The sequence below is a fragment of the Limnothrix sp. PR1529 genome, from assembly GCF_002742025.1.
Lineage (GTDB): Bacteria > Cyanobacteriota > Cyanobacteriia > CACIAM-69d > CACIAM-69d > CACIAM-69d.
Genome location: NZ_LIRO01000126.1, coordinates 51,887 through 71,363 on the forward strand (window position 1 = coordinate 51,887; position 19,477 = coordinate 71,363).

Annotated in this window: 20 protein-coding genes; 13 read left to right on the forward strand and 7 right to left on the reverse strand. The window is 56.3% G+C overall.

Annotated elements, in window-relative coordinates; translation table 11 throughout:
- The first annotated feature begins 209 nt into the window (after positions 1 to 209).
- On the forward strand, positions 210 to 1,106 hold the full coding sequence (locus AMR42_RS17670; protein WP_199858232.1) for a tetratricopeptide repeat protein: 897 nt from the start codon (positions 210 to 212) through the stop codon (positions 1,104 to 1,106).
- 93 nt (positions 1,107 to 1,199) lie between these two features.
- On the opposite strand, the gene AMR42_RS17675 is transcribed toward AMR42_RS17670, so the two are convergent.
- Positions 1,200 to 1,979 carry a tetratricopeptide repeat protein gene (locus tag AMR42_RS17675; protein WP_099534968.1) on the reverse strand — a complete coding sequence of 260 codons (780 nt, stop codon included), beginning with the start codon at positions 1,977 to 1,979 and terminating at the stop codon, positions 1,200 to 1,202.
- A 469-nt stretch (positions 1,980 to 2,448) separates the two neighbouring features.
- On the opposite strand from AMR42_RS17675, the gene AMR42_RS17680 reads away from it, so the two are divergent.
- On the forward strand, positions 2,449 to 2,979 hold the full coding sequence (locus AMR42_RS17680; RefSeq protein WP_099534969.1) for a pentapeptide repeat-containing protein: 531 nt from the start codon (positions 2,449 to 2,451) through the stop codon (positions 2,977 to 2,979).
- A gap of 218 nt (positions 2,980 to 3,197) precedes the next feature.
- The gene (argS, locus tag AMR42_RS17685; RefSeq protein WP_099535002.1) at positions 3,198 to 4,952 is read left to right on the forward strand and encodes an arginine--tRNA ligase; all 1,755 of its coding nucleotides are present in this window, start codon (positions 3,198 to 3,200) and stop codon (positions 4,950 to 4,952) included.
- Positions 4,953 to 5,026: 74 nt separating this feature from the next.
- Here the strand turns inward: argS and AMR42_RS17690 are convergent, their stop codons facing one another.
- From AMR42_RS17690 to ftsH2, 4 genes are all read right to left on the reverse strand, one after another.
- Complete coding sequence (locus AMR42_RS17690) at positions 5,027 to 5,989, reverse strand: glycosyltransferase family 2 protein (protein WP_099535003.1); 963 nt, start codon at positions 5,987 to 5,989, stop codon at positions 5,027 to 5,029.
- Positions 5,990 to 6,399: 410 nt separating this feature from the next.
- A complete protein-coding gene (gene mraY / locus AMR42_RS17695) occupies positions 6,400 to 7,458 on the reverse strand; it encodes a phospho-N-acetylmuramoyl-pentapeptide-transferase (protein ID WP_368670753.1) in 1,059 nt (352 codons plus the stop codon).
- 415 nt (positions 7,459 to 7,873) lie between these two features.
- Positions 7,874 to 8,029, reverse strand: coding sequence for a hypothetical protein (locus AMR42_RS20710; protein WP_158234535.1), 156 nt, complete (start codon positions 8,027 to 8,029; stop codon positions 7,874 to 7,876).
- Positions 8,030 to 8,091: 62 nt separating this feature from the next.
- Positions 8,092 to 9,984, reverse strand: coding sequence for an ATP-dependent zinc metalloprotease FtsH2 (gene ftsH2 / locus AMR42_RS17700; RefSeq protein ID WP_099534971.1), 1,893 nt, complete (start codon positions 9,982 to 9,984; stop codon positions 8,092 to 8,094).
- A 611-nt stretch (positions 9,985 to 10,595) separates the two neighbouring features.
- Here ftsH2 and AMR42_RS17705 point away from each other — a divergent pair.
- The 4 genes from AMR42_RS17705 (at position 10,596) to AMR42_RS17720 (ending at position 14,023) form a co-directional block, all read left to right on the forward strand.
- On the forward strand, positions 10,596 to 11,150 hold the full coding sequence (locus AMR42_RS17705) for a late competence development ComFB family protein (RefSeq protein ID WP_099534972.1): 555 nt from the start codon (positions 10,596 to 10,598) through the stop codon (positions 11,148 to 11,150).
- Positions 11,151 to 11,343: 193 nt separating this feature from the next.
- Positions 11,344 to 12,000, forward strand: coding sequence for a sigma-70 family RNA polymerase sigma factor (locus tag AMR42_RS17710; RefSeq protein WP_099534973.1), 657 nt, complete (start codon positions 11,344 to 11,346; stop codon positions 11,998 to 12,000).
- 383 nt (positions 12,001 to 12,383) lie between these two features.
- Entirely contained in the window at positions 12,384 to 13,031 is a 648-nt protein-coding gene (locus AMR42_RS17715) for an anti-sigma factor (RefSeq protein WP_099534974.1), read from the forward strand.
- 452 nt (positions 13,032 to 13,483) lie between these two features.
- Positions 13,484 to 14,023: a COP23 domain-containing protein gene (locus AMR42_RS17720; protein WP_099534975.1), complete on the forward strand. Its 540-nt coding sequence runs from the start codon at positions 13,484 to 13,486 to the stop codon at positions 14,021 to 14,023.
- Positions 14,024 to 14,132: 109 nt separating this feature from the next.
- Here the strand turns inward: AMR42_RS17720 and tatC are convergent, their stop codons facing one another.
- The gene (tatC, locus tag AMR42_RS17725) at positions 14,133 to 14,882 is read right to left on the reverse strand and encodes a twin-arginine translocase subunit TatC (RefSeq protein ID WP_234407088.1); all 750 of its coding nucleotides are present in this window, start codon (positions 14,880 to 14,882) and stop codon (positions 14,133 to 14,135) included.
- Positions 14,883 to 15,066: 184 nt separating this feature from the next.
- On the opposite strand from tatC, the gene AMR42_RS17730 reads away from it, so the two are divergent.
- Positions 15,067 to 16,152, forward strand: a complete 1,086-nt coding sequence (locus tag AMR42_RS17730; protein ID WP_099534977.1) for an ABC transporter permease — start codon at positions 15,067 to 15,069, stop codon at positions 16,150 to 16,152.
- 27 nt (positions 16,153 to 16,179) lie between these two features.
- Here AMR42_RS17730 and AMR42_RS17735 read toward each other — a convergent pair whose 3' ends face one another.
- Positions 16,180 to 16,767, reverse strand: a complete 588-nt coding sequence (locus AMR42_RS17735; RefSeq protein ID WP_099535004.1) for a PAP/fibrillin family protein — start codon at positions 16,765 to 16,767, stop codon at positions 16,180 to 16,182.
- Positions 16,768 to 16,918: 151 nt separating this feature from the next.
- Between AMR42_RS17735 and AMR42_RS17740 the strand changes: the two genes are divergently transcribed.
- From AMR42_RS17740 to AMR42_RS17760, 5 genes are all read left to right on the forward strand, one after another.
- Entirely contained in the window at positions 16,919 to 17,152 is a 234-nt protein-coding gene (locus AMR42_RS17740) for a DUF3134 domain-containing protein (protein WP_234407086.1), read from the forward strand.
- 156 nt (positions 17,153 to 17,308) lie between these two features.
- Positions 17,309 to 17,506, forward strand: a complete 198-nt coding sequence (gene rpmI / locus AMR42_RS17745) for a 50S ribosomal protein L35 (protein ID WP_099534979.1) — start codon at positions 17,309 to 17,311, stop codon at positions 17,504 to 17,506.
- A 126-nt stretch (positions 17,507 to 17,632) separates the two neighbouring features.
- The gene (gene rplT, locus AMR42_RS17750) at positions 17,633 to 17,992 is read left to right on the forward strand and encodes a 50S ribosomal protein L20 (protein WP_099534980.1); all 360 of its coding nucleotides are present in this window, start codon (positions 17,633 to 17,635) and stop codon (positions 17,990 to 17,992) included.
- Between the two features lie 279 nt (positions 17,993 to 18,271).
- On the forward strand, positions 18,272 to 18,790 hold the full coding sequence (locus tag AMR42_RS17755) for a tetratricopeptide repeat protein (RefSeq protein WP_099534981.1): 519 nt from the start codon (positions 18,272 to 18,274) through the stop codon (positions 18,788 to 18,790).
- Between the two features lie 188 nt (positions 18,791 to 18,978).
- A complete protein-coding gene (locus tag AMR42_RS17760) occupies positions 18,979 to 19,476 on the forward strand; it encodes a hypothetical protein (protein ID WP_099534982.1) in 498 nt (165 codons plus the stop codon).
- The last annotated feature ends 1 nt before the right edge of the window (position 19,477 follow it).

The following is a 19,477-nucleotide window of genomic DNA, read 5'->3' on the forward strand; positions in this document are numbered from 1 at the left end:
CGTCTGGAATCTTGAAATTGGGCCAATCCCCTCCCTGGCAACACCTGCGATCGCGCGGGATCCCAGGGATATTGGGCGATCGAGTCTTGAACCCAACCCAGTTTTGTGCCCCTGTTCACCCGCCACGCCGGATTAACCGCCCGCCGGATTAATTCAGGTTGCTAAGATGGCCTTGCGATCGTTGTCAGCAGCATTGGATAAACAGGACTGTGAGCAAACTGGGCAAACTGAGCTTGAAACAACAGAGCATCCGAGCGCTCCAGGTTCTGGCTGTGCTTTGGGGTTGCATGGGGCTATCCATGCCGGCCCGGGCGGAAGTGTTGCTGCCCTATGCACCGCCAATTGATCCCCAGTGGTCTGAGCAGGCTTTGGATCTAGCCCAAGATGCGGCGCGTTTGGTGCAGTTTGAGCAATACGATGAGGCCCTGGCCCGCATTCGAGTGGCGGCCTATCTCGCTCCCAAAAATCCGCAGGTTTTGCGATTGATGGGCGGGTTATATCTCCAATCTCAGCAAATCGATCGGGGCATTCAGGTGCTGGAATCGGCCCGGGCCTTGGCTCCGGAAGATCCATCGGTGTTATTGGCGTTAGGGTCGGCCTACGGGCAACAGAAGCGCTGGGATGAGGCGCTAACCACGTTGCAGGCGGGCCTCAAGCTTCAGGACTCGCCCACGGGCCGGTTTGACTTGGGGAATGTCTACCTAACCATGGGCCGGTTCCAGCAGGCGATCGAGCAGTTTCGGCAAGCGGTGACCCTGGAAGCACGGATGTGGCCAGCGGTGAACAATATCGGCTTGGCGCTGTATGAGTTGGGCGATCGGGACAATGCCCTCAAGGAGTGGGAAGCGGCTTTGGCCGTGGATCCAACCGCCGCAGAACCCAAACTGGCGATCGCTGCGGCCACCTACACCGCTGCCGGTTGCCAAAGCCAAGCCCGAGATCCCAACTGCCTGAAGGGGTTGGCCCTGGCCCAGGAAGCTTTGGACACCGATGAGCGCTATGCGGATTTGCAGTACCTGAAGGACAACCTCTGGGGCACTCAACTGTTGAAGGATGCACAAGTGTTGCTCGATCGCCTCAAGCGCGATCGAGCCGCAGCTCGCTAAATGCCAGTTCGCTCAACTTCAACTCGCTCAACTTCACCTCAATCCAGCAGGGCTGGACAATGCCAGTTCTTGCCCGCTGGATTGCTCTAGAGGTTAAAGCTTGAGGAATTTTTCCAGGGCGGTCACCATGGCGGGCGGCCAACGGCGCACCTTCGCCACCCACTCCAAGTCCTTGTAGCGCCGATCGAGACCCACCACCGAGACCCACTGGCTTTCGGCCTCGCCCCGATCGCCCGCATCCCACAGGGCCGCCGTCAGGGCCGCCCGCGCATCGGCAAAGGTGGGATATTTCCGCACCAAATTCCGCAACAGGCGCAAAGCCTCCGCCCGATCGCCCACCTGGAACAGGGCGAGGGCATGGTTCACCCGGGCGATCGCAAAATCGGGAGCCAAGCGCTCCGCCTGGGCATAGTCATCAACCGCGATCGCCCATTGGCCAAGGCCCGCCTCCGCGTTGCCCCGGTTGTTGTAGGCGGCCGCATCATTGGGATCCAATTCCAACACGTGGTCATAGTCCGCGATCGCCCCCGTCAAATCGCCCGCATTCTCCCGAGCCGCCCCCCGATTCAGGTAGGGATCCGGCGCATTGGGAGCACGGCTAATCGCTTCGTTATAGTCCGCGATCGCCTCCTGCAGCCGATTTTGGCTGGCGCGGGCATTGCCCCGGTTGCTCCAAATTTCCGCATTGTCGGGAAAAAGTTCCAAAATTTGCGTCCAGTAACGCTCGGCCTGGGCAAATTGCCCGCCATTGGTGGCCTCAAAAGCTTGGTCAAAGAGCGATCGCGCGGCCTGAACGCGGGCTTCCAGGGGCAACTCATCGGCCAAACTCGGTATTGGCACAATTGCCCAACTGGCACAAATCAGGAATCCCATCAGCCCGATCGCCAAACTGCGCCCTATTCCCTGCAAGCACCGCCATTGAAAGCGTTCAGCCCCTTCTGACTCAAGCCTCCCCTGGACTTGGAGCCAACGGACGGTTACGAATTGAGATATCGGTTTGAATACTGTCCCGCAAGCGATCCGGGCGAACTGACGATCGAGTTGTATTGACCCAGAACGACTCACCCGGTTGCCCATCACGGTCACCGCCGATCGCCCCTGTGGTTCCCTGCGGTGCTCCCTGTGCTGACCCTGACCCGAACCCCATTGACGACCGGTCACGATCGAGTCAGCCAAGGCCAACAACAGTTGGAACAAGCGTAAAACTCGCATAGGTTGGAACTCTGGGGGACACCGATAAGCATCCTAGCGCGATCGTTCCCTGCCATTACAGCCGTTTCACCGATGTCTGCCTAAGGCGCGTACCCTGTCCATCCTTGCCGATTTGCTGAGAGGTCAACCCATGAAAACGTCCCACAAAACTTGGACTGCCGCGATCACCTTCCTGCTGGCAGGCAGCTTGGCCAGCGTGGCCTGGGCCCAAAACACCACCGATCCCCAGCAGTTCATCAGCGGCAGCGCCCGCAGTTGCCAAGGTTGCGATCTTCAGGAAGCCAACCTCAGCGGCATCAGTCGGGTCAATGCGCGGCTGCGTCAGGCCCAACTGCAACTGGCCAATCTTTCCGACAGCAACTTCGAGGGCAGCTACTTCACCTGCGCCAACTTGGCCAGTGCCAACCTGCGCAACACCAAGCTGCGGTTTGCCAATTTTGTGGATGCCAACCTCAGCGGAACTGACCTGCGGGGAGCTGATCTGCGCAATGTGGACTTGGGCGGGGCGATCGTGGACGAAAACACCAACTTTGAAGGGGCCAACCTTGAAGGGGCCAAGCTTTGGGATTCTGCAACCCTCTACCGCTCCGGTGTCGATTTACGGCGGATTCCCCGCAACGTTGAAGGCGATCTGGAGCGGGTGCGCTGCCGGAATCGCTAGGGCCAGCAGTCTAATTAGCCCTAGCTAACCCGATCGCAACTGACCTAGCCAACAGAATCCGGCTTGCGGGCGGCCTCGCTCTCCCCCAATTCCAGTAAAATCTTCTATTGCCCTTTGCTCTTCGCGCGCGGGGAACTCCACGTTTGGCCGCGGCCGAACGCCCCGCGCCTTATCTTGTGGGCGAGATTTTTTTCTGGAAACCGTTCCCCTTTTTGCCGGTGAAAGACGCGATCGCCCGCCTTCGTTCAGCCCTGGAAACCGCCCTGGTCAAGGCCTTTGGCCCGGAGTTGGTTGGCACGGATCCGATGCTGGTTCCGGCCAGCAATCCCAAGTTTGGGGATTACCAAGCCAATGTGGCCCTGTCCTTAGCGAAACAGTGGGGCAAGCCACCGCGCGAGGTCGCCAGCGCGATCGTGGCGGCCTTGGCGATCGAGGATTTCTGCGAACCCCCTACCATTGCGGGGCCGGGCTTCATTAACCTGACCCTCAAGGCCGACTACCTGTTGGGGCAATTGCGATCAAGCCAAGGGAGCGATCGACTGGGCATTGACCCCGTAGCGCAACCGCAGCGCATTTTGGTGGACTTTTCCAGCCCCAACATTGCCAAGGAAATGCATGTGGGCCATTTGCGCTCCACGATCATTGGCGATGTGCTGGCCCGGGTTTTGGAGTTTTTGGGCCACGACGTGTTGCGGCTGAACCATGTGGGCGATTGGGGCACGCAGTTTGGGATGTTGATTACCCATCTGCGGGAAGTGGCTCCGGAAGCCCTCACCAACGCCAATGCGATCGACCTGGGCGATCTGGTGGCGTTCTATCAAAAAGCGAAAAAGCGGTTTGATGAGGACGAGGATTTCAAAGAGCGATCGCGCCAAGAGGTTGTGCGCTTGCAGGGCGGCGATTCCGACAGCCGCCGCGCCTGGCAATTGCTCTGCGATCAATCCCGGCGAGAATTCCAAAAAATCTACGACCTGCTCGATATCCAACTCACGGAACGGGGAGAATCGTTCTATAACCCCCTGCTGTCGGAGGTGGTGAGCGCCCTGGAAACGGCGGGCCTGCTGGTGGAGGATGCGGGGGCCCGCTGCGTGTTCCTGGACGGTTTTGTGAATAAGGACGGGAACCCGCTGCCCCTGATTGTTCAAAAGTCCGATGGGGGCTACAACTACGCCACAACGGATTTGGCCGCCATTCGCTATCGCACCACCCAAGACCGGGCCGATCGAATCATTTACGTCACCGATTCGGGGCAAGCAAACCACTTTGCCCAGGTGTTTCAGGTGGCCGAGCGGGCCGGCTGGGTTCCGGCGGGAGTGGAGCTGGTGCATGTGCCCTTTGGTTTGGTGCTGGGTGAGGACGGCAAAAAGCTGAAGACCCGATCGGGAGATACACCGAAGCTAAAGGATTTGTTGGCGGAGGCGATCGATCGATCGCGGGCCGACGTGGAACAGCGGTTGCAGTCAGAAGAGCGCAGTGAAACTCCCGAGTTCATTGAACAGGTGGCGCAAATTGTGGGCCTCAGCGCGGTGAAATATGCGGACTTGTCCCAAAACCGCACCAGTAGCTATGCCTTTAGCTACGACAAAATGTTGGCGCTTCAGGGCAACACAGCACCCTATATGCTCTATGCCTACGCTCGGATTCAAAGCATTAGCCGTAAGGGTGAAATTGATTTTCAGAACTTGGACAGTGCCGAACTCATCCTCAGTGACGAGAGCGAGTGGGCATTGCTCAAGCACCTTTTGCGACTGGATGAAGTTCTAGAGGCGATCGCGGCGGAATTGATGCCCAATCGTCTCTGTGAATATCTTTTTGAACTGAGCAAAAAATTCAATAAATTCTATGATCGCTGCCCGGTTTTGAATGCCGCAGAACCCGATCGCACTTCCCGATTAGTGCTCTGTGATGCCACGGCACGTACCCTGAAACTGGGGCTGAATTTGTTGGGTATTGCAGTGCTCGATCGAATCTAAGCTCATCAATTCCGAGCCAAGTTAACAAGCTAATTGGTTATCTCAGAAGCGAACCCAAAAGGTTCAGCAACAGTTCATTTCAATGCCTCAAATGGCTCAATCCAATCCGCGCGATCGGGTAATTGGGCCCGCACTTGCCCGCGCCAACGTTCACGACTGCCCAACAGTTCAATGGGCGTTGATAGGGCATCGAGCAGGGAGCCTTTTTTAAACAGCCAGCGCCCAAAAGCCAGGGGCAACTCTCGCAGGCTCCAGCGCACCCAACGGCGCAATTCCTGGCGAGCCGATCGACGACGCATCAGCGGCACACCATGCAACTGGTGTAGGTACCGATTGGAGCGGCCATAGCGCCGCCATTGACTGGCAAATTCCTGCCAGGTGGCCCGATGGCGGTGTTCCACAATGGCCCCCGGTGCAAAGGCGATCGCCCAATCCGTGGCCTGTTGCATCCGCCAACACAAATCCGCATCGCCTCCGGTGGTCAGATAAGGACGAAATAGCCCGATCGCCTGGAAAACTTCTCGCCGCACCGCCAGGTTCGCCGTTTGGCCATAGGGCAAAAAGGGATGGTCGATCGTGTGTTTTTGCGAGAGGGTTTCTTGGCGATCGGCATAGCGTTCTAGCAGGGTATGGCCCGGCAGGGACGTGATTTCCCCAGCCACCATCCCAATCGCGGGATCGGCAAAATCTCCAATCAGCGATCGCAGCCATTGCGGTTGAGGGCGACAGTCCGCATCCGTAAACACCAGAATTTCCCCCCGCGCTACCCGAATTCCCCGGTTCCGCGCCGCATAGGACGACTGAATCGTCAATTCCTGAAGAGGATGCAGTTGCCATCCCCGATCGCTAGCCATTTGCTGGGCCCGCTGCAGCCAATCCCAGGAGCGATCGCCGCTGCGATTGTCCACCAGAATAAATTCCACTTGGCTGGGGGGATAGTCCTGAGCCAACAGGCAATCAACCAAGGGAGGCAAGTCCGCCTCACCGTTATAAATCGGCACAATCACGGACACCATGGGCCAAGACTCCGGCTCCATGGCAACGGTCGATCGCCCCTCTGCGCTCACCGGTTCCCTCGAATCCAGATCAGAATCGTCCATGCTTGCTAGAACGCCAAGGAACATCCAAAAATCATGCTGCTTAACCAATGGGCTTGATGCTCTGACTCAATTCGCTGACTCAATTCGCTGGTTGATCAAGGCCATCGGCTCGATCGGTCAGGCGATCGCCACAGCCCCGGCAGCTTGCCCCCTTCAGGATACTGTTGAGTTTGCCATTCCACGGGATGATTGCCCCACAAAAAACGGGGCCCGGGGCCCCGCAATTTCAGGCGTTATTTCAGGTATCGTTTCAGGCGTTTCTGAGGGTCTGAGTCTTGGATGGCAGGGAATTGCGCTAGCAACCAGATCAATTGCAATTGCAACTGCAACTGCAATGAAGGGGATGATCAACGCCACCAGAGTCCCAGAGCACCAAGGGCCGCAGCCACCAGATAGAACGTGGAAACCACTTGCAATTCTGACCAGCCAGAAAGCTCAAAATGGTGATGCAGCGGGGCCATCTTGAAGAGTCGCTTGCCCTTGCCGTCCGGGCCTTTGGTGGCTTTGTAATAGCTCACCTGCAACACCACCGAAAGGGTTTCAGCCAGGAACACCCCGCCAACAATGGCCAAACTCCAGAGCGAGTGGGTCAACAGGGCCACGGCAGCCAACGCACCGCCGAGGGCCAAAGATCCCGTATCGCCCATGAACACGCGGGCTGGATTGCGGTTATAGGCCAAAAAACCCAGGCAGGCTCCCGACAGGCAAGCACAGAAGAGACCCAGGGCCGGAGAAGTGGGGTAAACAATCGCTCCCAGGCTCAAGAGGGCGATCGCCCCAGTGCCGCCCGCCAGTCCATCCAAGCCGTCGGTGAGGTTTGTAGCGTTGCTTTCCGCCACCAGGGTGAACCAGCCGATCGGGAAAAACAAAATTCCCAAGGGCAGCGCAAACCCCAAGGGCAAGGCCACCGTTGTTAAATCCCAAGATTTTGTCAGCCCCAACCAGATGCAAAACAATCCACCAAACAGCACTTGCAGCGCCAGCTTTTGGCGCGGGGTAATGCCTTTATTTGATTTGCGGCGCAAGACCTGCCAATCGTCAATCCAACCGATGAAACCATAGGCTAGGGTCAAGGCTCCCACCGCCAGTGCATCGGCCCACTGGGAACCAGACCAACCGCAACCTATTCCTAAAAGTAGGGTCAAAACCACGGCCGTGGGCACAAAGAAGATGCCGCCCATGGTGGGGGTTCCCGCTTTCACAAAGTGGGATTGGGGGCCATCTTCTCGAATCACCTGGCCGGTTTTGAGACGGCGCAGCAGGGGCACTACCCAAGACCCGATCGCAGCGGTCACAGCGACGGCTGTCACCAGCGGCAAGGTGAGCGATTCCAGGCCATAGGGCGATCGCCCAGACAGGCCGTCGATTGTCACTGCGGCAGCGCTCAGGCAACCCGTCAGCAGCAAAAATAGCTGCGTGCCGGTTAGTGCAAAGGATTTTTGAACTGGAAATTTAGCATCCACGACAAAACCAGTAACTCACTCGTCACACCACACACACCATCTGTCCAAGCATCGCTTCTATCCGTGCCGCGTTCCCGGTTTAACGTTTTCCATCATTCCCTGACTCCCCGGAGGTAGACCCTGGGCATCGCGCGAAGATGGTCGTTAACGGTGTTGCAGCATGGATGATAACGATGTTAGGAAACCGCGCTGAGGGGCTAAAACCATGACCCGTTTGATTAGATACGGGATGGGCAACCTTAGGCGCTCATTAAAGCACGAATCCTGATGATCGGCGATCCGCTCCTTGGAATTCCGAACCCGGATCGACTGGCAAAATCCTCATCAAAAATCCATTAAGAATTGTTGTGGCACAGGATCAGCCAATTGCCAATGCTGAATTTTGATTCCGCACTGCTGATCCCGATCGCTCGAAAAATCCAGTCGATCGCCCCTGTTGGTTAATCGCCCCCAGGTGTTGCTCGGGGCGATCGGGCAGGCGATCCCGCAAAAAAGCCGGGAGCGATCGCCCCATGGGTCAATCGCTCCCGGTCATTTCATTGAGATTGTGGCTTACGCCCTCAAGGTTGGCTCAGCCTAAAACACCAACTGGGTCGAGGCCTGTTCCTTGTCCGGAATCGTGGTGTATTCGGCCAGAATTTGGCGGAACTCATCACCATCGATCGTTTCCTTTTCCACCAGCAGATCCACCAGGCGATCGATCGCCGTCCGGTTTTCGCGAACGATCCGCTTGGCTTCCAGATAGCAGTGATCCACGATCGAGCGCACTTGGGCATCCACCCGGGCTGCGATCTCTTCGGAATAGTCCGATCGGGTCAGCCAGTCGCGACCCAGGAACACCTCAGACGATTGGGTCTCCAGGGAAATCGGGCCAATGTCCGACATCCCAAAGCGGGTCACCATTTGCCGGGCCATGTTGGCCACCTGTTGCAGGTCGCCGCCGGCCCCGGTGGTCACTTCCGCATCACCGAAGATCACATCTTCCGCCGCACGACCGCCCAAAGCACCGGAAATCCGAGCCATGATTTGCGATCGCGAAATCAGCATCTGATCTTCGCTGGGGGTGAACCAGGTCAGACCGCGAGCTTGACCGCGCGGGATCAGGGTCACCTTCTGCACCGGATCGTGGTGCTTCATCAGTGTCCCCACGATCGCGTGGCCAATCTCGTGATAGGCAATCAGGCGCTTGCTCTTGCTATCGACCAAGGGCGTGCCTTCCATCCCAGCAATTACCCGATCGACCGCATCATCGATTTCCTGCATCGTGATTGCGTCCTTGCGGCGGCGGGCCGTCAAGATAGCCGCTTCATTCAGCAGGTTCGACAGGTCAGCCCCCGTAAAGCCAGGAGTCCGACGGGCGATCACCTCTAGGGAAATTTCATCCGCCAGCTTTTTGTTACGGGCGTGGACATTCAGGATTTCCACACGGCCCTTCACATCCGGCGCATCCACCGTCACCTGGCGATCGAACCGGCCCGGTCGCAGCAGGGCCGAATCCAACACATCTGGGCGGTTAGTTGCTGCGATCACAATGATCCCCGTGTTGCCCTCAAAGCCGTCCATTTCGGTCAGCATTTGGTTCAGGGTCTGCTCACGCTCATCGTTACCGCCGCCGATGCCTGCGCCCCGTTGGCGACCCACCGCATCAATTTCATCAATGAAGATGATGCAGGGGGCGTTTTCCTTAGCTTTTTTGAACAGGTCGCGCACGCGGGAAGCACCCACGCCCACAAACATTTCCACAAATTCCGAACCGGAGATGCTGAAGAACGGTACGCCCGCTTCCCCGGCGATCGCCTTGGCCAACAGGGTTTTGCCGGTTCCCGGAGGGCCCACCAACAACACGCCCTTCGGAATTCGTGCGCCCACCGCCGTAAAGCGTTCCGGCTTCTTCAGGAAGGTCACAACTTCTTGCAGTTCTTCCTTGGCCTCGTCCACGCCGGCCACATCATCAAACATCACGCCGGTTTTGGCTTCCATTTGGAACCGGGCCCGCGACTTGCCAAATTGCATGGCTTGGCCAGGGCCACCGGGAACGTTGTTCGATCGCCGGAATAGGAAAAACAACCCCGACAGCAACAAAATTGGGAACACCAAATTCCCCAGGAGACCCCACAGGGCCCCATCGTTGCGCATCGGGTGCGAATCCAGGTTCACCCCAGCTTCGCGCAGCTTGGCAATCAAGTCTGGCGCGGCCACGGGCAAATCAACCCGCAAACGCTGAAGACGACCATCCAGCTCAGGATCGACAGCCTCGACAATCGCCGTGCGGCCACCCTCATACAGGTCAACTTCAACAATCCGGCCTGCATCCAAATATTCTAAAAAGCGGCCGTAGGTCATCCGGGTATTCGCCGCGTTTTTACCCATGTCTGCTGTGGGGCCCGAAACTGCGCCCTGCCATAGGAAAAACCCTACGATCAGGACGGGCAACGTCCACAGCAGCGCGACTCTCCAAGAGAATTTCATCTGATGAGTTGCCCCTCAATCAATGCCTGTTATGTGCCTGTTATGCGGCTCGGGCGATCCCGAGTCTTAACCAAATGTAACTTACTGTTAAGCAGCCAGCAACCGAACTCAGTTTGGTTCGGTTCCGGTGGTGGCCCGTGGTGATCGGGGAACTTGCTCCAAAACTACTGCCATGACTGGGTTTGATGCCTTGAGGAGCTAGTTACAATTACTTAGCGGGCGATCGCCTGCCTGCCGTTCCCTGAGATTGAGGGAGAAACCAGCAAGGTTAAATGGGAGCGGGGTAGCCATCGGCCGTAGGGTTAAGTTGGCAAACGTCAAATTAGCAGCGGAAAATTGTGAAAGAATGGCCACCCAAAAATAGTGATTAAAAAAATGGTGATGGAAAACGTTTGCCTCTAGATTGGATTTCTAGATCAAACCGTTTCTAGACCGGTGTGAGTGGCTACGGCAGAAAATCGCACCGCACCTCCAAATCATCATTACGTCAAATCATCATTACGTCTTGAGGGAGGGATTAGGTCGCTGGCTTTCCGCGCATACTTTACCCTGTCTATAAGTCCCGTCAATCTGACCCCGACTGACCTCGAATCCTGGTATCACGCAGAGTTATGAGCATCGAAAAAATTGTTGAACAAGCGTTACGCGATGGCTATTTGACTCCGGCCATGGAAGCGGAAGTGGGGCGGATTTGCGATACAGCTTCCGAGTTATCGATCGAGGAGTATATGGCTCTCGATCGATTGATGGGTGCATTGCTGACTGGTGAAGTGGTTGTGCTGCCGCGCAAGCAATTTATCAACGTCATGGAAGAATTGGTGCTCACGGAGGCCATTACCCGAGTCGCGGAAATTGAAACCACCAGCGATCGGGCTTTGGATGTGGGCGATATTGCTGCCTATGCCCTCAATCGCTTGCCGCCCCTCTATGCCACCACTGAGGAGGGAGCCAACTACCAACGCCAACGGGCCAAGGAACAGCTCCAAGACCTGATTGCCAGCCAAGTGAACGAAGCCATTGTTCACAGCCAATCCAAGCCGGAATTCTTCCCGGAGCGGCAACCCCTTGGCAAGCCCAGCGGCGATGTGCTCTCGCAAGTTAGCGCCCTGTTGCAATCTTCGGCCCCGGCCTTCGAGGCCGATGTGCCCGGTAGTACCAAACGCTAGGCCCCGGTTATTCAATTCGTTTTGCCCGTCGCTGCTGGTTTTCAGTCCAGCGACGGGTTACCGCTAGCCGCCAAAGCTTGCGCCAGAACGGGTGATTTTAGACCCGAGCGATCGCAAAATCCTTAAGCCAGGAACTCTGAAGACCACCCCCGCGTCTGGAAAGCATGGGATATCCATCAACCCAGATGCGCGTATGAGCTACTCCCCGCCCGTGCCCTGGTCCAAGATCGAGGCCGCCTTGCCCCAAACGCCTGTGCCGCCTCAGAAATTATCAAGCGCTGATTTGGTGCTGCGTTGCCAAGCAGGCTTGCAGCCCGATCGGGCTGCTTTTTCAGAACTGCTGCGGCGCTACCAGCCCCATGTGGATCGCGTGCTGTATCACCTTGCGCCGGACTGGTCCGATCGGGCAGACCTCGCGCAGGAGGTGTGGTTGCGGGTCTATCGCCACCTCCACCGCCTCAAGGAGCCAGAAAAGTTCCGGGGATGGTTGAGCCGCATTGCCACCAATTTGTTCTATGACGAATTGCGCAAACGGAAGCGCGATCGGGCTCCCGTCTCCTTAGATGCCACACGGCAACTGGACGATGGCGAACTGGATTGGGAAATTGCCTCCCCTGACCCCAGCCCCGAAGAGAACCTATCCTCGCAAGAGTTCTACGAGAAGCTGCGAGAGGCGATCGCCGATTTGCCTGAAGCCTTCCGCACCACGATCATTCTGCGGGAAATTGAAGATTTGCCCTACGAGCAAATTGCGGAAATGACCGGAGTTTCATTGGGCACAGTGAAATCGCGAATTGCTCGGGCCCGGGCCCGCTTGCAAACGCAACTGCAAAATTACCTCAATCACTAGTGCTGAGCCATTAATCTCAATGGACTAAGCCAGTGGTTTGAATAGGGGCTTGAATTGGGATTTAAATTGGGGTTTGAATTGCGGAGAAGCTTGAGGTTATATTCGCTACTCCGTATACTCAAAAATTGGTTTGAATCGGGAAAGTTCCGGTTGCTTGGATGTTCCAATGAGAACTTGCCAAATACCCAAGAAAAAACCGAGCGAAGTCATCAGGAAATCAGCGATCAAATGCTGATCATTGAAAGCGTTTCAGGGTAGAAATCTCGGTTCCTAAAGATTTAGACTAAAGCTGGAACCAATTAGCAGGTTCCAAGGTCTTGTGTGATTGAACGGTGTGTCGCGAGTGCTGTTGTGATTGGTTTGTTAAGGGCTGTGGTGCTGCTATGACTTCTGAAATGCGTCCCCATGGACAAGACCCTGATTGGTCCGAAGCGTTCTGGTCTCGGGTTGCGGCATCGGATTCTGATCGCAGCCTCAACCAAGACCTAGACGGCGATCGCCTAGAGCGGGATTACCTCGACCCAAACTCCGATCCTGCGATTACGGAATCTTGGGGTTCGGGTTCCCCCATTGGCCTTGAGCAGTTTGAGTTGCTCAGTGCCTATCTTGATGATGAAGTCACCCCTGAAGAGCGACAGCAGGTTGAGGCCTGGTTGGCGACGGATTCAGCGGTGCAACAGGTTTTTAGAACGATGGGTGGTTTGAGCCGATCGATCACTCAGATCCCGGTGCCCGCTGCGGCCCCGATCGAGCAAACGGTGCAAGGCGTGTTGGCCAAGCTCGATCGCCGGAAACAGCGACTGCAATGGGTTGGTGGCTCCGCGATCGCGGCGGTGGTGACGGCGGCCTTGGCTTCCATCAGCACGGGCTGGCAGGAGCCAAGCTGGCAAATGGCGAGCTATCGATCGACTCCTGAGCAGTCCCTGGCCTTGTCTAGCCAATCGCCAACGCTGGCCCCCACGGAGCCGGCCGCTTCGCCCACTGGTCAAACGCCGCGATCGGTGGTCGATCGCGCCCTGATCATCGAATAGACGGCTCAAACGGAACAGCCCTCGGATCGGCATTGCGCCCCTGTGGCGTTTTGCCGATTCTTTTGATTAAGTTGCTGCCTCGCTTTGCGCAATCGTCGATCGCGCTAAGGATCAGTCACCATGCGCCCCTGTCCTTGGGATTTTGAGACACCAGGTTAGAGATCCCTGGGAGCTTTTTGGGGGCTTAGCACGTCTGAGAAGCTATCAACGAAATGCCGTTCAGGTGGTGCTGTTCTTGATAGTGCCGAAATCCGCTCCCCTTTCAGGCCAGAGACCCCAGCCATTGCGCTTCGTAAGCTACTCCAATGTGCTGACCTGATTTCAAAGGGTTGCGGGAGTTACGGTTTTCTGTTCGCTCCCCAGACTTGAATTTCCGAATATTCCCCGGTATACAGTCAAACTTAACGCCAAGTCATCCTCAAAGTACGGGGTTTCAGACCCAGGAGTTTTCGATGAAGTCAGCTATGAAATGGGCGATCGCTGGTTTGGTGGCCCTCAACCTGCCTTGGATGACCGCCGAAACCGCCAGAGCCGGCGCTATTAAATCCTTAGCCTCCTTCCAATGCCAACAGGTCAATGGCTATTACGCCACCGTGGCGGTTCAGCGAAATGGGCGCACAGCTCCGGTCATTGCCTGGACCAGTGAAGAATTTAGCGACGCGGGCTACACCCCCCAGCGCCGTTGCGGCGAAGTCACCAGCCGGTTAAACGGTGTGCTGCGGGAGAACGGTAATCGCCTCAGTAATATCTACTTAACCGTGGGACGGGTGAATAGCCACACGGTGGTTTGTAGTGTGGGCAACATGCGATCGGGCTGCAATCGCAACAACGTGCTTTTTACCCTCAGCCAAACCAACCGCCGATCGAACGATCCCCGTGAAGTGTTGGAGCGACTGTTCAACACGCGTGTTCTCAGCAGCGGCAACCCGGTACAAGAATCGGGTGGTCAACCCTACGTGAACTTGGAAAGTTTGGTGAATCAGCTTTTTTAGGTCGCTTTTTTAGGTCGCTTTCTTTAGGCTCCTGGCAGGATGGGCGGCCCTCAACGCGGGGCACGGGGGAAATGCCTCGGTAGAATCAAGATCCCAATTAACAACCCAATTAACGACCCAGCAGGCGCAACACCCCAACACCACTGAAATACAAGCCAAGGACTGCGCCGCTCAAGAGTCCCTGGGTCAAGGGATCGGTGGAGGGAGTCAGCACCGCGCCCAGGATCACCGCGCCCAACAGCACGTAGCGCCACCCCGCCAGCATTTGCCCCGAGGAAACCACTCCCAATAAACCCAGCATCACTTGCAAAACGGGTATTTGGAAGGTGAGGGCCGTGCTGAAGAGCAAAAGCAGCACAAATTTAAAGTATTTCTCGATCGACCAAGCCTGTTCGACCACATCGCCGCCATAGCTCACGAAGAAGTTGAGGGCCGCTGGTACAAGGGCTTGGTAACCAAACACTAGCCCCATGATGAACAGGACGCTGGATCCCACAACGGCGGGCAGCACTAACCGCCGCTCGCGCCGGGTGAGGCCGGGCAGGACGAACTGAATGATTTGGTAAAGGATGTAGGGGGTTGCCAGCAGCAAACCCGAGTAGCCAGTGACCTCGATCGAGACAAAGAAAAATTCACCGGGTGTCAGTTGCAGGAACTTCACCCCATTGGCCGGTGCTTCCAACAGCCGCACGATCGGCCGGACAAAGACGAAGCAAACGCCCATTGCCAACACCACCACCCCCAGGGCCGCAAAGAGGCGCGATCGCAACTCCTCTAGGTGCTCAAAAAGGGACATTTCCACTTCATCGGGCAGCTCATCATTGGGGTCGATCGGGTCGATCGGCTCGGGCGACGGCATGGCCGGCGGGGTGATGTGGGGCTGGTCGAGGTCAGAGGAAGCGGTCATAGGGGAAGGAAAAATGGGGCGATCGAGGCGGTGAGGCTGGGCAGCGCCGAACGGCCGGGAAAACCCGCTGGGGCTGGTCAGTTAAGATTGGTCAGCACAGATTCATTTCTTAACATTCTAAGGGGCCTCCGTAACGATGAAATGGTGGCAAAAGCTGAAGGGAAGTCCGCTGGCACGCTGGGGCGCGATCGTGCTTGGATTGCTTTACACCGTTGCCCTGTTTGCGGAGTTTGTGGCTCCCTATGACCCCTACAGCGTCCAAGCGCAGGGGGCCCTGCTGCCACCCACGGTGATTCATTGGCAGGATCAGGCTGGGCAGTTTTTGGGGCCCCATGTTTATCCCACAACGCTGGGGGCAACGGATTTGCAGACGGGCGATCGCCCTTTGCGGGTGGATCGATCGCAGCCTTCTCGACTGCGACTGCTAACGACGGGCCCTGAATACCGGCTTTGGGGATTGATCCCCGCTCGGTGGCATTTATTTGGCACCGATGGGCCCGGGCGCTGGAACGTGTTAGGAACCGATGAGCAAGGGCGCGATCAGTTCAGTCGCTTGGTCTATGGCAGCCGCATCAGCCTCAGCATTGGACTGGTGGGAATTGCGATTTCTTTCCCGATCGGGCTGTTAGTTGGCGGCATTTCTGGCTACTTTGGCGGCTGGATTGACAGCACAATCATGCGGCTCACGGAAGTGCTGATGACCATTCCGGGCATTTACCTGTTGGTGGCTTTGGCTGCCGTCTTGCCCCCCGGCCTGAGCAGTGCCCAGCGGTTCTTCCTGATTGTGGCCATCACATCATTCATCAGTTGGTCGGGACTGGCACGGGTGATTCGCGGCCAAGTGTTGTCCATCAAGGAGCGGCCCTTTGTGCAGGCGGCCCGAGCCATGGGGGCCGGGACTCTCAGGATTGTGGTGTTGCATGTGTTGCCCCAAACGGCCACTTACACGATTATTTCCGCAACTTTGGCCGTGCCGAGTTTCATTGTGGCGGAATCGGTGTTGAGCTTGGTGGGGCTGGGGATTCAGCAGCCAGATCCTTCCTGGGGCAATCTGTTGTCTTTGGGAACCAATGCTTCGATTTTGACATTGCAGCCTTGGTTGGTTTGGCCCCCGGCGATCGCGGTGGTGCTGACGGTGCTGTCCTTTAATCTGTTGGGCGATGGGCTACGGGATGCTTTGGATCCGCGCAGCACGGAGCGATCGAGCCGCTTGAGTGAATAGCTGTTGCTTAACCCTTGGGGCAAAAACCTAGACTCGCCGCAGCACAAACACGCTTCCTTCGTTGCCCCGACCAATTCGCAAATCATCATCCAAATAGGTCACGTCTAACCAACCCTGTTGCTGGACGGGGTTCAGGGTGAAATTCAGTGCTCGAAACCGATCGCCCTGTTCAGCCCGATCGACCCAATCGGTAATTTGGCGATAGTTCGCTAACCGCTGGGAACCCACCACAATTCGCTGAAAACGCACCGCCACCCGCACCGCCGACAGGGCCTCGAACCGGGCCGCCACCGCCACATAGCCCTCCAGCCAAGGGAAGTTGTTGTTGAGTTCCGCCAAGTTATAGATCGTTTGTCGATCGGGGCGAATGCATTGATAAATCGCGCCCAAATTGGCGATCGGGGGGCGATTAATACCCAATAGTTCTCGACTGGTGGTGTAAAGCAGTTGCCAATCGCCCGCGAGCTTGGCCGGCTGCTCGATCGGGCTGGGGGTTGGGTTGCGTTCCTCCAGCCGCGTAATCAGCGCCAAAATAGCCGCCTTGTCAGAGGTCGTGGTTTTTAAACCCAAGTTTTGACCCACCAGGGCCGCAAGCAAATCTGATTTTCCCAGCATGATGAATTCAACAATCCAGTAGGACGCGGCGGAGCGATCGTGGCACACTTGACAGGGGAGGCCTCTTGTGGAAACACTAGGATCCGCTTCCAGCCCAACAGGCACAAGCCCCTATCCACCATATCGCTAGCAACCTATCCCTAAACTATTGATGAACACTCCTGCTTTGCGTGAAGAACCGCGCCGTGCTCGTGCGGGCGTGATCCCGGCCCAAACCAACGCTTCGATCTTGGACTGGCTGGAATCATCAGGTCGGCTGCGCGATCGCGATGAACGGGACTTTGAGTACAACGAGCGCGACGAAGAAATCGCCGATATGCTCGTGGGCGAAGAAACGGGCTACGAGCTGGATGACGACGACGACATGGCCAGCGACGAACCCTAGGCCCTGTTACCTTCAACCAATTAGCGCGATCGACCTCGGAGACTTCATTGCCCCCAGCGCCCCCTTGACCGCACAGGTCGATCATTTACGCAATGGGGCTAGCAGTGATAGGATTTGAAATCGCGCCAACCAAGCGCCCAACCCCGAGGTAAGTCCATGCCTAAACTCAAAACTCGCAAAGCTGCCGCCAAGCGCTTTCGCAAGACCGGTAGCGGTAAATTTGCCCGCCGGAGCGCCCTGCGTAGCCACCTTCTAGAAAAGAAGAGCGCTGTTCGTAAGCGTCGTTTGGCCGGTGCGGCTCTGGTGCACGAGCGCGATGCAGACAACGTGCAACTCATGTTGCCTTATCTCTAAGGACAAAATCCTCGCAGCTTTTGCCCGGGGAACCTGTCAATGCTAGTTGCCGCTATCTCGATCGGCGCTTCCCCGCTTTCCTCTGTTTTTTCTGTATTGCTTTAGTTTCAAGCAAAGTCAACCCCTATGGCACGTGTTAAGCGCGGCAATGTTGCTCGCAAACGCCGCAAAAAGATTCTGAAGCTCGCCAAGGGCTTCCGTGGTTCCCACTCGCGTCTGTTCCGCACCGCTAACCAGCAGGTGATGAAGGCCCTGCGGAGCGCCTATCGTGATCGCCGCCGCCGCAAGCGCGATTTCCGTCGCCTGTGGATTGCACGGATCAACGCTGCTGCTCGGATCAATGGCACGAGCTATAGCCAATTGGTGGGCAACCTGAAGAAGGCTGATATTCTGTTGAACCGGAAAATGCTGGCCCAGTTGGCTGTTCTGGATCCTGAAGTGTTTGGCAAGGTGGCCGAGGCTGCCAAGGCAAAAGCTGCGGGCTAAGGGTGCGATCGCTTGATTTTGCGAATCAATCCAGCCAATGGGTGTAGCTTAATTCAGCACTTCGTTCAGCAAAATGATGGCGATGGCCAGTGGTGCTCAGGCGTGATAGCAACATCGATCCTTCTGGATAGTGAGGGCGCGGGCGATCGCGCCCTTTGCTATTGATGTGATGCTATTGATGTGGTGCTATTGATGTAGCTGCTGGTCAACGACAAACCCTAGCAATTTCAATTTTTTTAATTAACGAGTCCCCCTTTCAATCCTCTTGCTTTAATCCCTATGGAAGGCTCAGTTGGTATTGTCTATATTTCAATTTTGGTGGGGCTGCTGTCGATCGTGGCCTTTTTTGTACTGCGTCAGGTGTTCAAGACCCGTCGCCTAGAAAATACCCTCAGCCGCTTGCAAAAAGCCGCCAGCAGTGGGGAAGCAGGTGCTCAGGCGTTTTATGAACTGGGCAGTATTTACATGGATAAAAAAATGTATGGCCAGGCGATCGAGCAATTCCAGCGATCGCTCAAGAAAGGTGAAGAAGAATCCACCGATAACTTGGCCATTGTTTACAACGCTTTGGGATTTGCCTACGTGGCCCAAGAGCAGTTTGATTTGGCCATTCGGCAATACAAAGAAGCCGTCAAACTCAACGGCGGCTACGTGACCGCCTGGAATAACTTGGGATTTGCCTACGAGAAAAAACAACTGGTGAAGCAAGCCTTGGAAGCCTATGAAGCAGCCTTGGCGGCCGATCCCAAAAATGATGTGGCGAAGCGCCGTCTGGAGTCATTGCAAAAGCGCGCATAAAATCAACAGCAGGGGCAAGGATTCCACAGACCTTGCCCTTGTTTGTTTTTGTCGCGACGGGGTTAACCAACGGCTGTTGATGGCAATCAAAGCCTGAGAATTAAAACCTGGGAATTAAAACCTGGGAATTAAAACCTGGGAATTAACGCCTGCTTGCGATCTTGATTGGAAAACTTGAGGATTCGACCATGTTGGATATGTTGTCTTCGCTGCTGAGAAATCCTGCCCTGGCCGGTGGTTCAGGGGACTTGGGAGCTATGTTGCAAACCTTCCAAGCCATCAGTAGCCAAGGGGGATTGGACTTGGCGAACACCCAAGCGGTGATGGGAATTGTGGCGAAATATTTGAAAGAGGGCTTGCAGGCTAACCAGGCGGCCAATGGTTTTGAGCAAACCCAAGCGTTGGTTGATCAATTGGGCGGCACGGAACCCAATGCGGCGGCAATCGAGGCGTTTTTGAATCAACCCCAGGTGGAACAAATGCTGGGGGAAATTGAGGCCCGCACAGGGCTGCCCGCCGGGTCGATCGAACCGATTTTGCCGATGGCAGTGCCCTTGATGCTGAACTTTTTAAAGTCCAACGAGCAAGGCAATTCGCTCCTTAGTGGCTATTTGGATAGTGACGGGGATGGGGATATTGATATGTCGGATTTGATGGGGTTGGCGATGAAATACCTGAATCGCTAGG

Coding starts and splice junctions, on each gene's coding strand:
- AMR42_RS17675 (WP_099534968.1), bottom strand. CDS start 1,979: ATGGGATTCCTGATTTGTGCCAGTTGGGCAATTGTGCCAATACCGAGT.
- AMR42_RS17680 (WP_099534969.1), top strand. CDS start 2,449: ATGAAAACGTCCCACAAAACTTGGACTGCCGCGATCACCTTCCTGCTG.
- AMR42_RS17690 (WP_099535003.1), bottom strand. CDS start 5,989: ATGGAGCCGGAGTCTTGGCCCATGGTGTCCGTGATTGTGCCGATTTAT.
- AMR42_RS20710 (WP_158234535.1), bottom strand. CDS start 8,029: ATGGGGCGATCGCTCCCGGCTTTTTTGCGGGATCGCCTGCCCGATCGC.
- ftsH2 (WP_099534971.1), bottom strand. CDS start 9,984: ATGAAATTCTCTTGGAGAGTCGCGCTGCTGTGGACGTTGCCCGTCCTG.
- AMR42_RS17705 (WP_099534972.1), top strand. CDS start 10,596: ATGAGCATCGAAAAAATTGTTGAACAAGCGTTACGCGATGGCTATTTG.
- AMR42_RS17710 (WP_099534973.1), top strand. CDS start 11,344: ATGAGCTACTCCCCGCCCGTGCCCTGGTCCAAGATCGAGGCCGCCTTG.
- AMR42_RS17715 (WP_099534974.1), top strand. CDS start 12,384: ATGACTTCTGAAATGCGTCCCCATGGACAAGACCCTGATTGGTCCGAA.
- AMR42_RS17720 (WP_099534975.1), top strand. CDS start 13,484: ATGAAGTCAGCTATGAAATGGGCGATCGCTGGTTTGGTGGCCCTCAAC.
- tatC (WP_234407088.1), bottom strand. CDS start 14,882: ATGCCGTCGCCCGAGCCGATCGACCCGATCGACCCCAATGATGAGCTG.
- AMR42_RS17730 (WP_099534977.1), top strand. CDS start 15,067: ATGAAATGGTGGCAAAAGCTGAAGGGAAGTCCGCTGGCACGCTGGGGC.
- AMR42_RS17735 (WP_099535004.1), bottom strand. CDS start 16,767: ATGCTGGGAAAATCAGATTTGCTTGCGGCCCTGGTGGGTCAAAACTTG.
- AMR42_RS17740 (WP_234407086.1), top strand. CDS start 16,919: ATGAACACTCCTGCTTTGCGTGAAGAACCGCGCCGTGCTCGTGCGGGC.
- rpmI (WP_099534979.1), top strand. CDS start 17,309: ATGCCTAAACTCAAAACTCGCAAAGCTGCCGCCAAGCGCTTTCGCAAG.
- rplT (WP_099534980.1), top strand. CDS start 17,633: ATGGCACGTGTTAAGCGCGGCAATGTTGCTCGCAAACGCCGCAAAAAG.
- AMR42_RS17755 (WP_099534981.1), top strand. CDS start 18,272: ATGGAAGGCTCAGTTGGTATTGTCTATATTTCAATTTTGGTGGGGCTG.
- AMR42_RS17760 (WP_099534982.1), top strand. CDS start 18,979: ATGTTGGATATGTTGTCTTCGCTGCTGAGAAATCCTGCCCTGGCCGGT.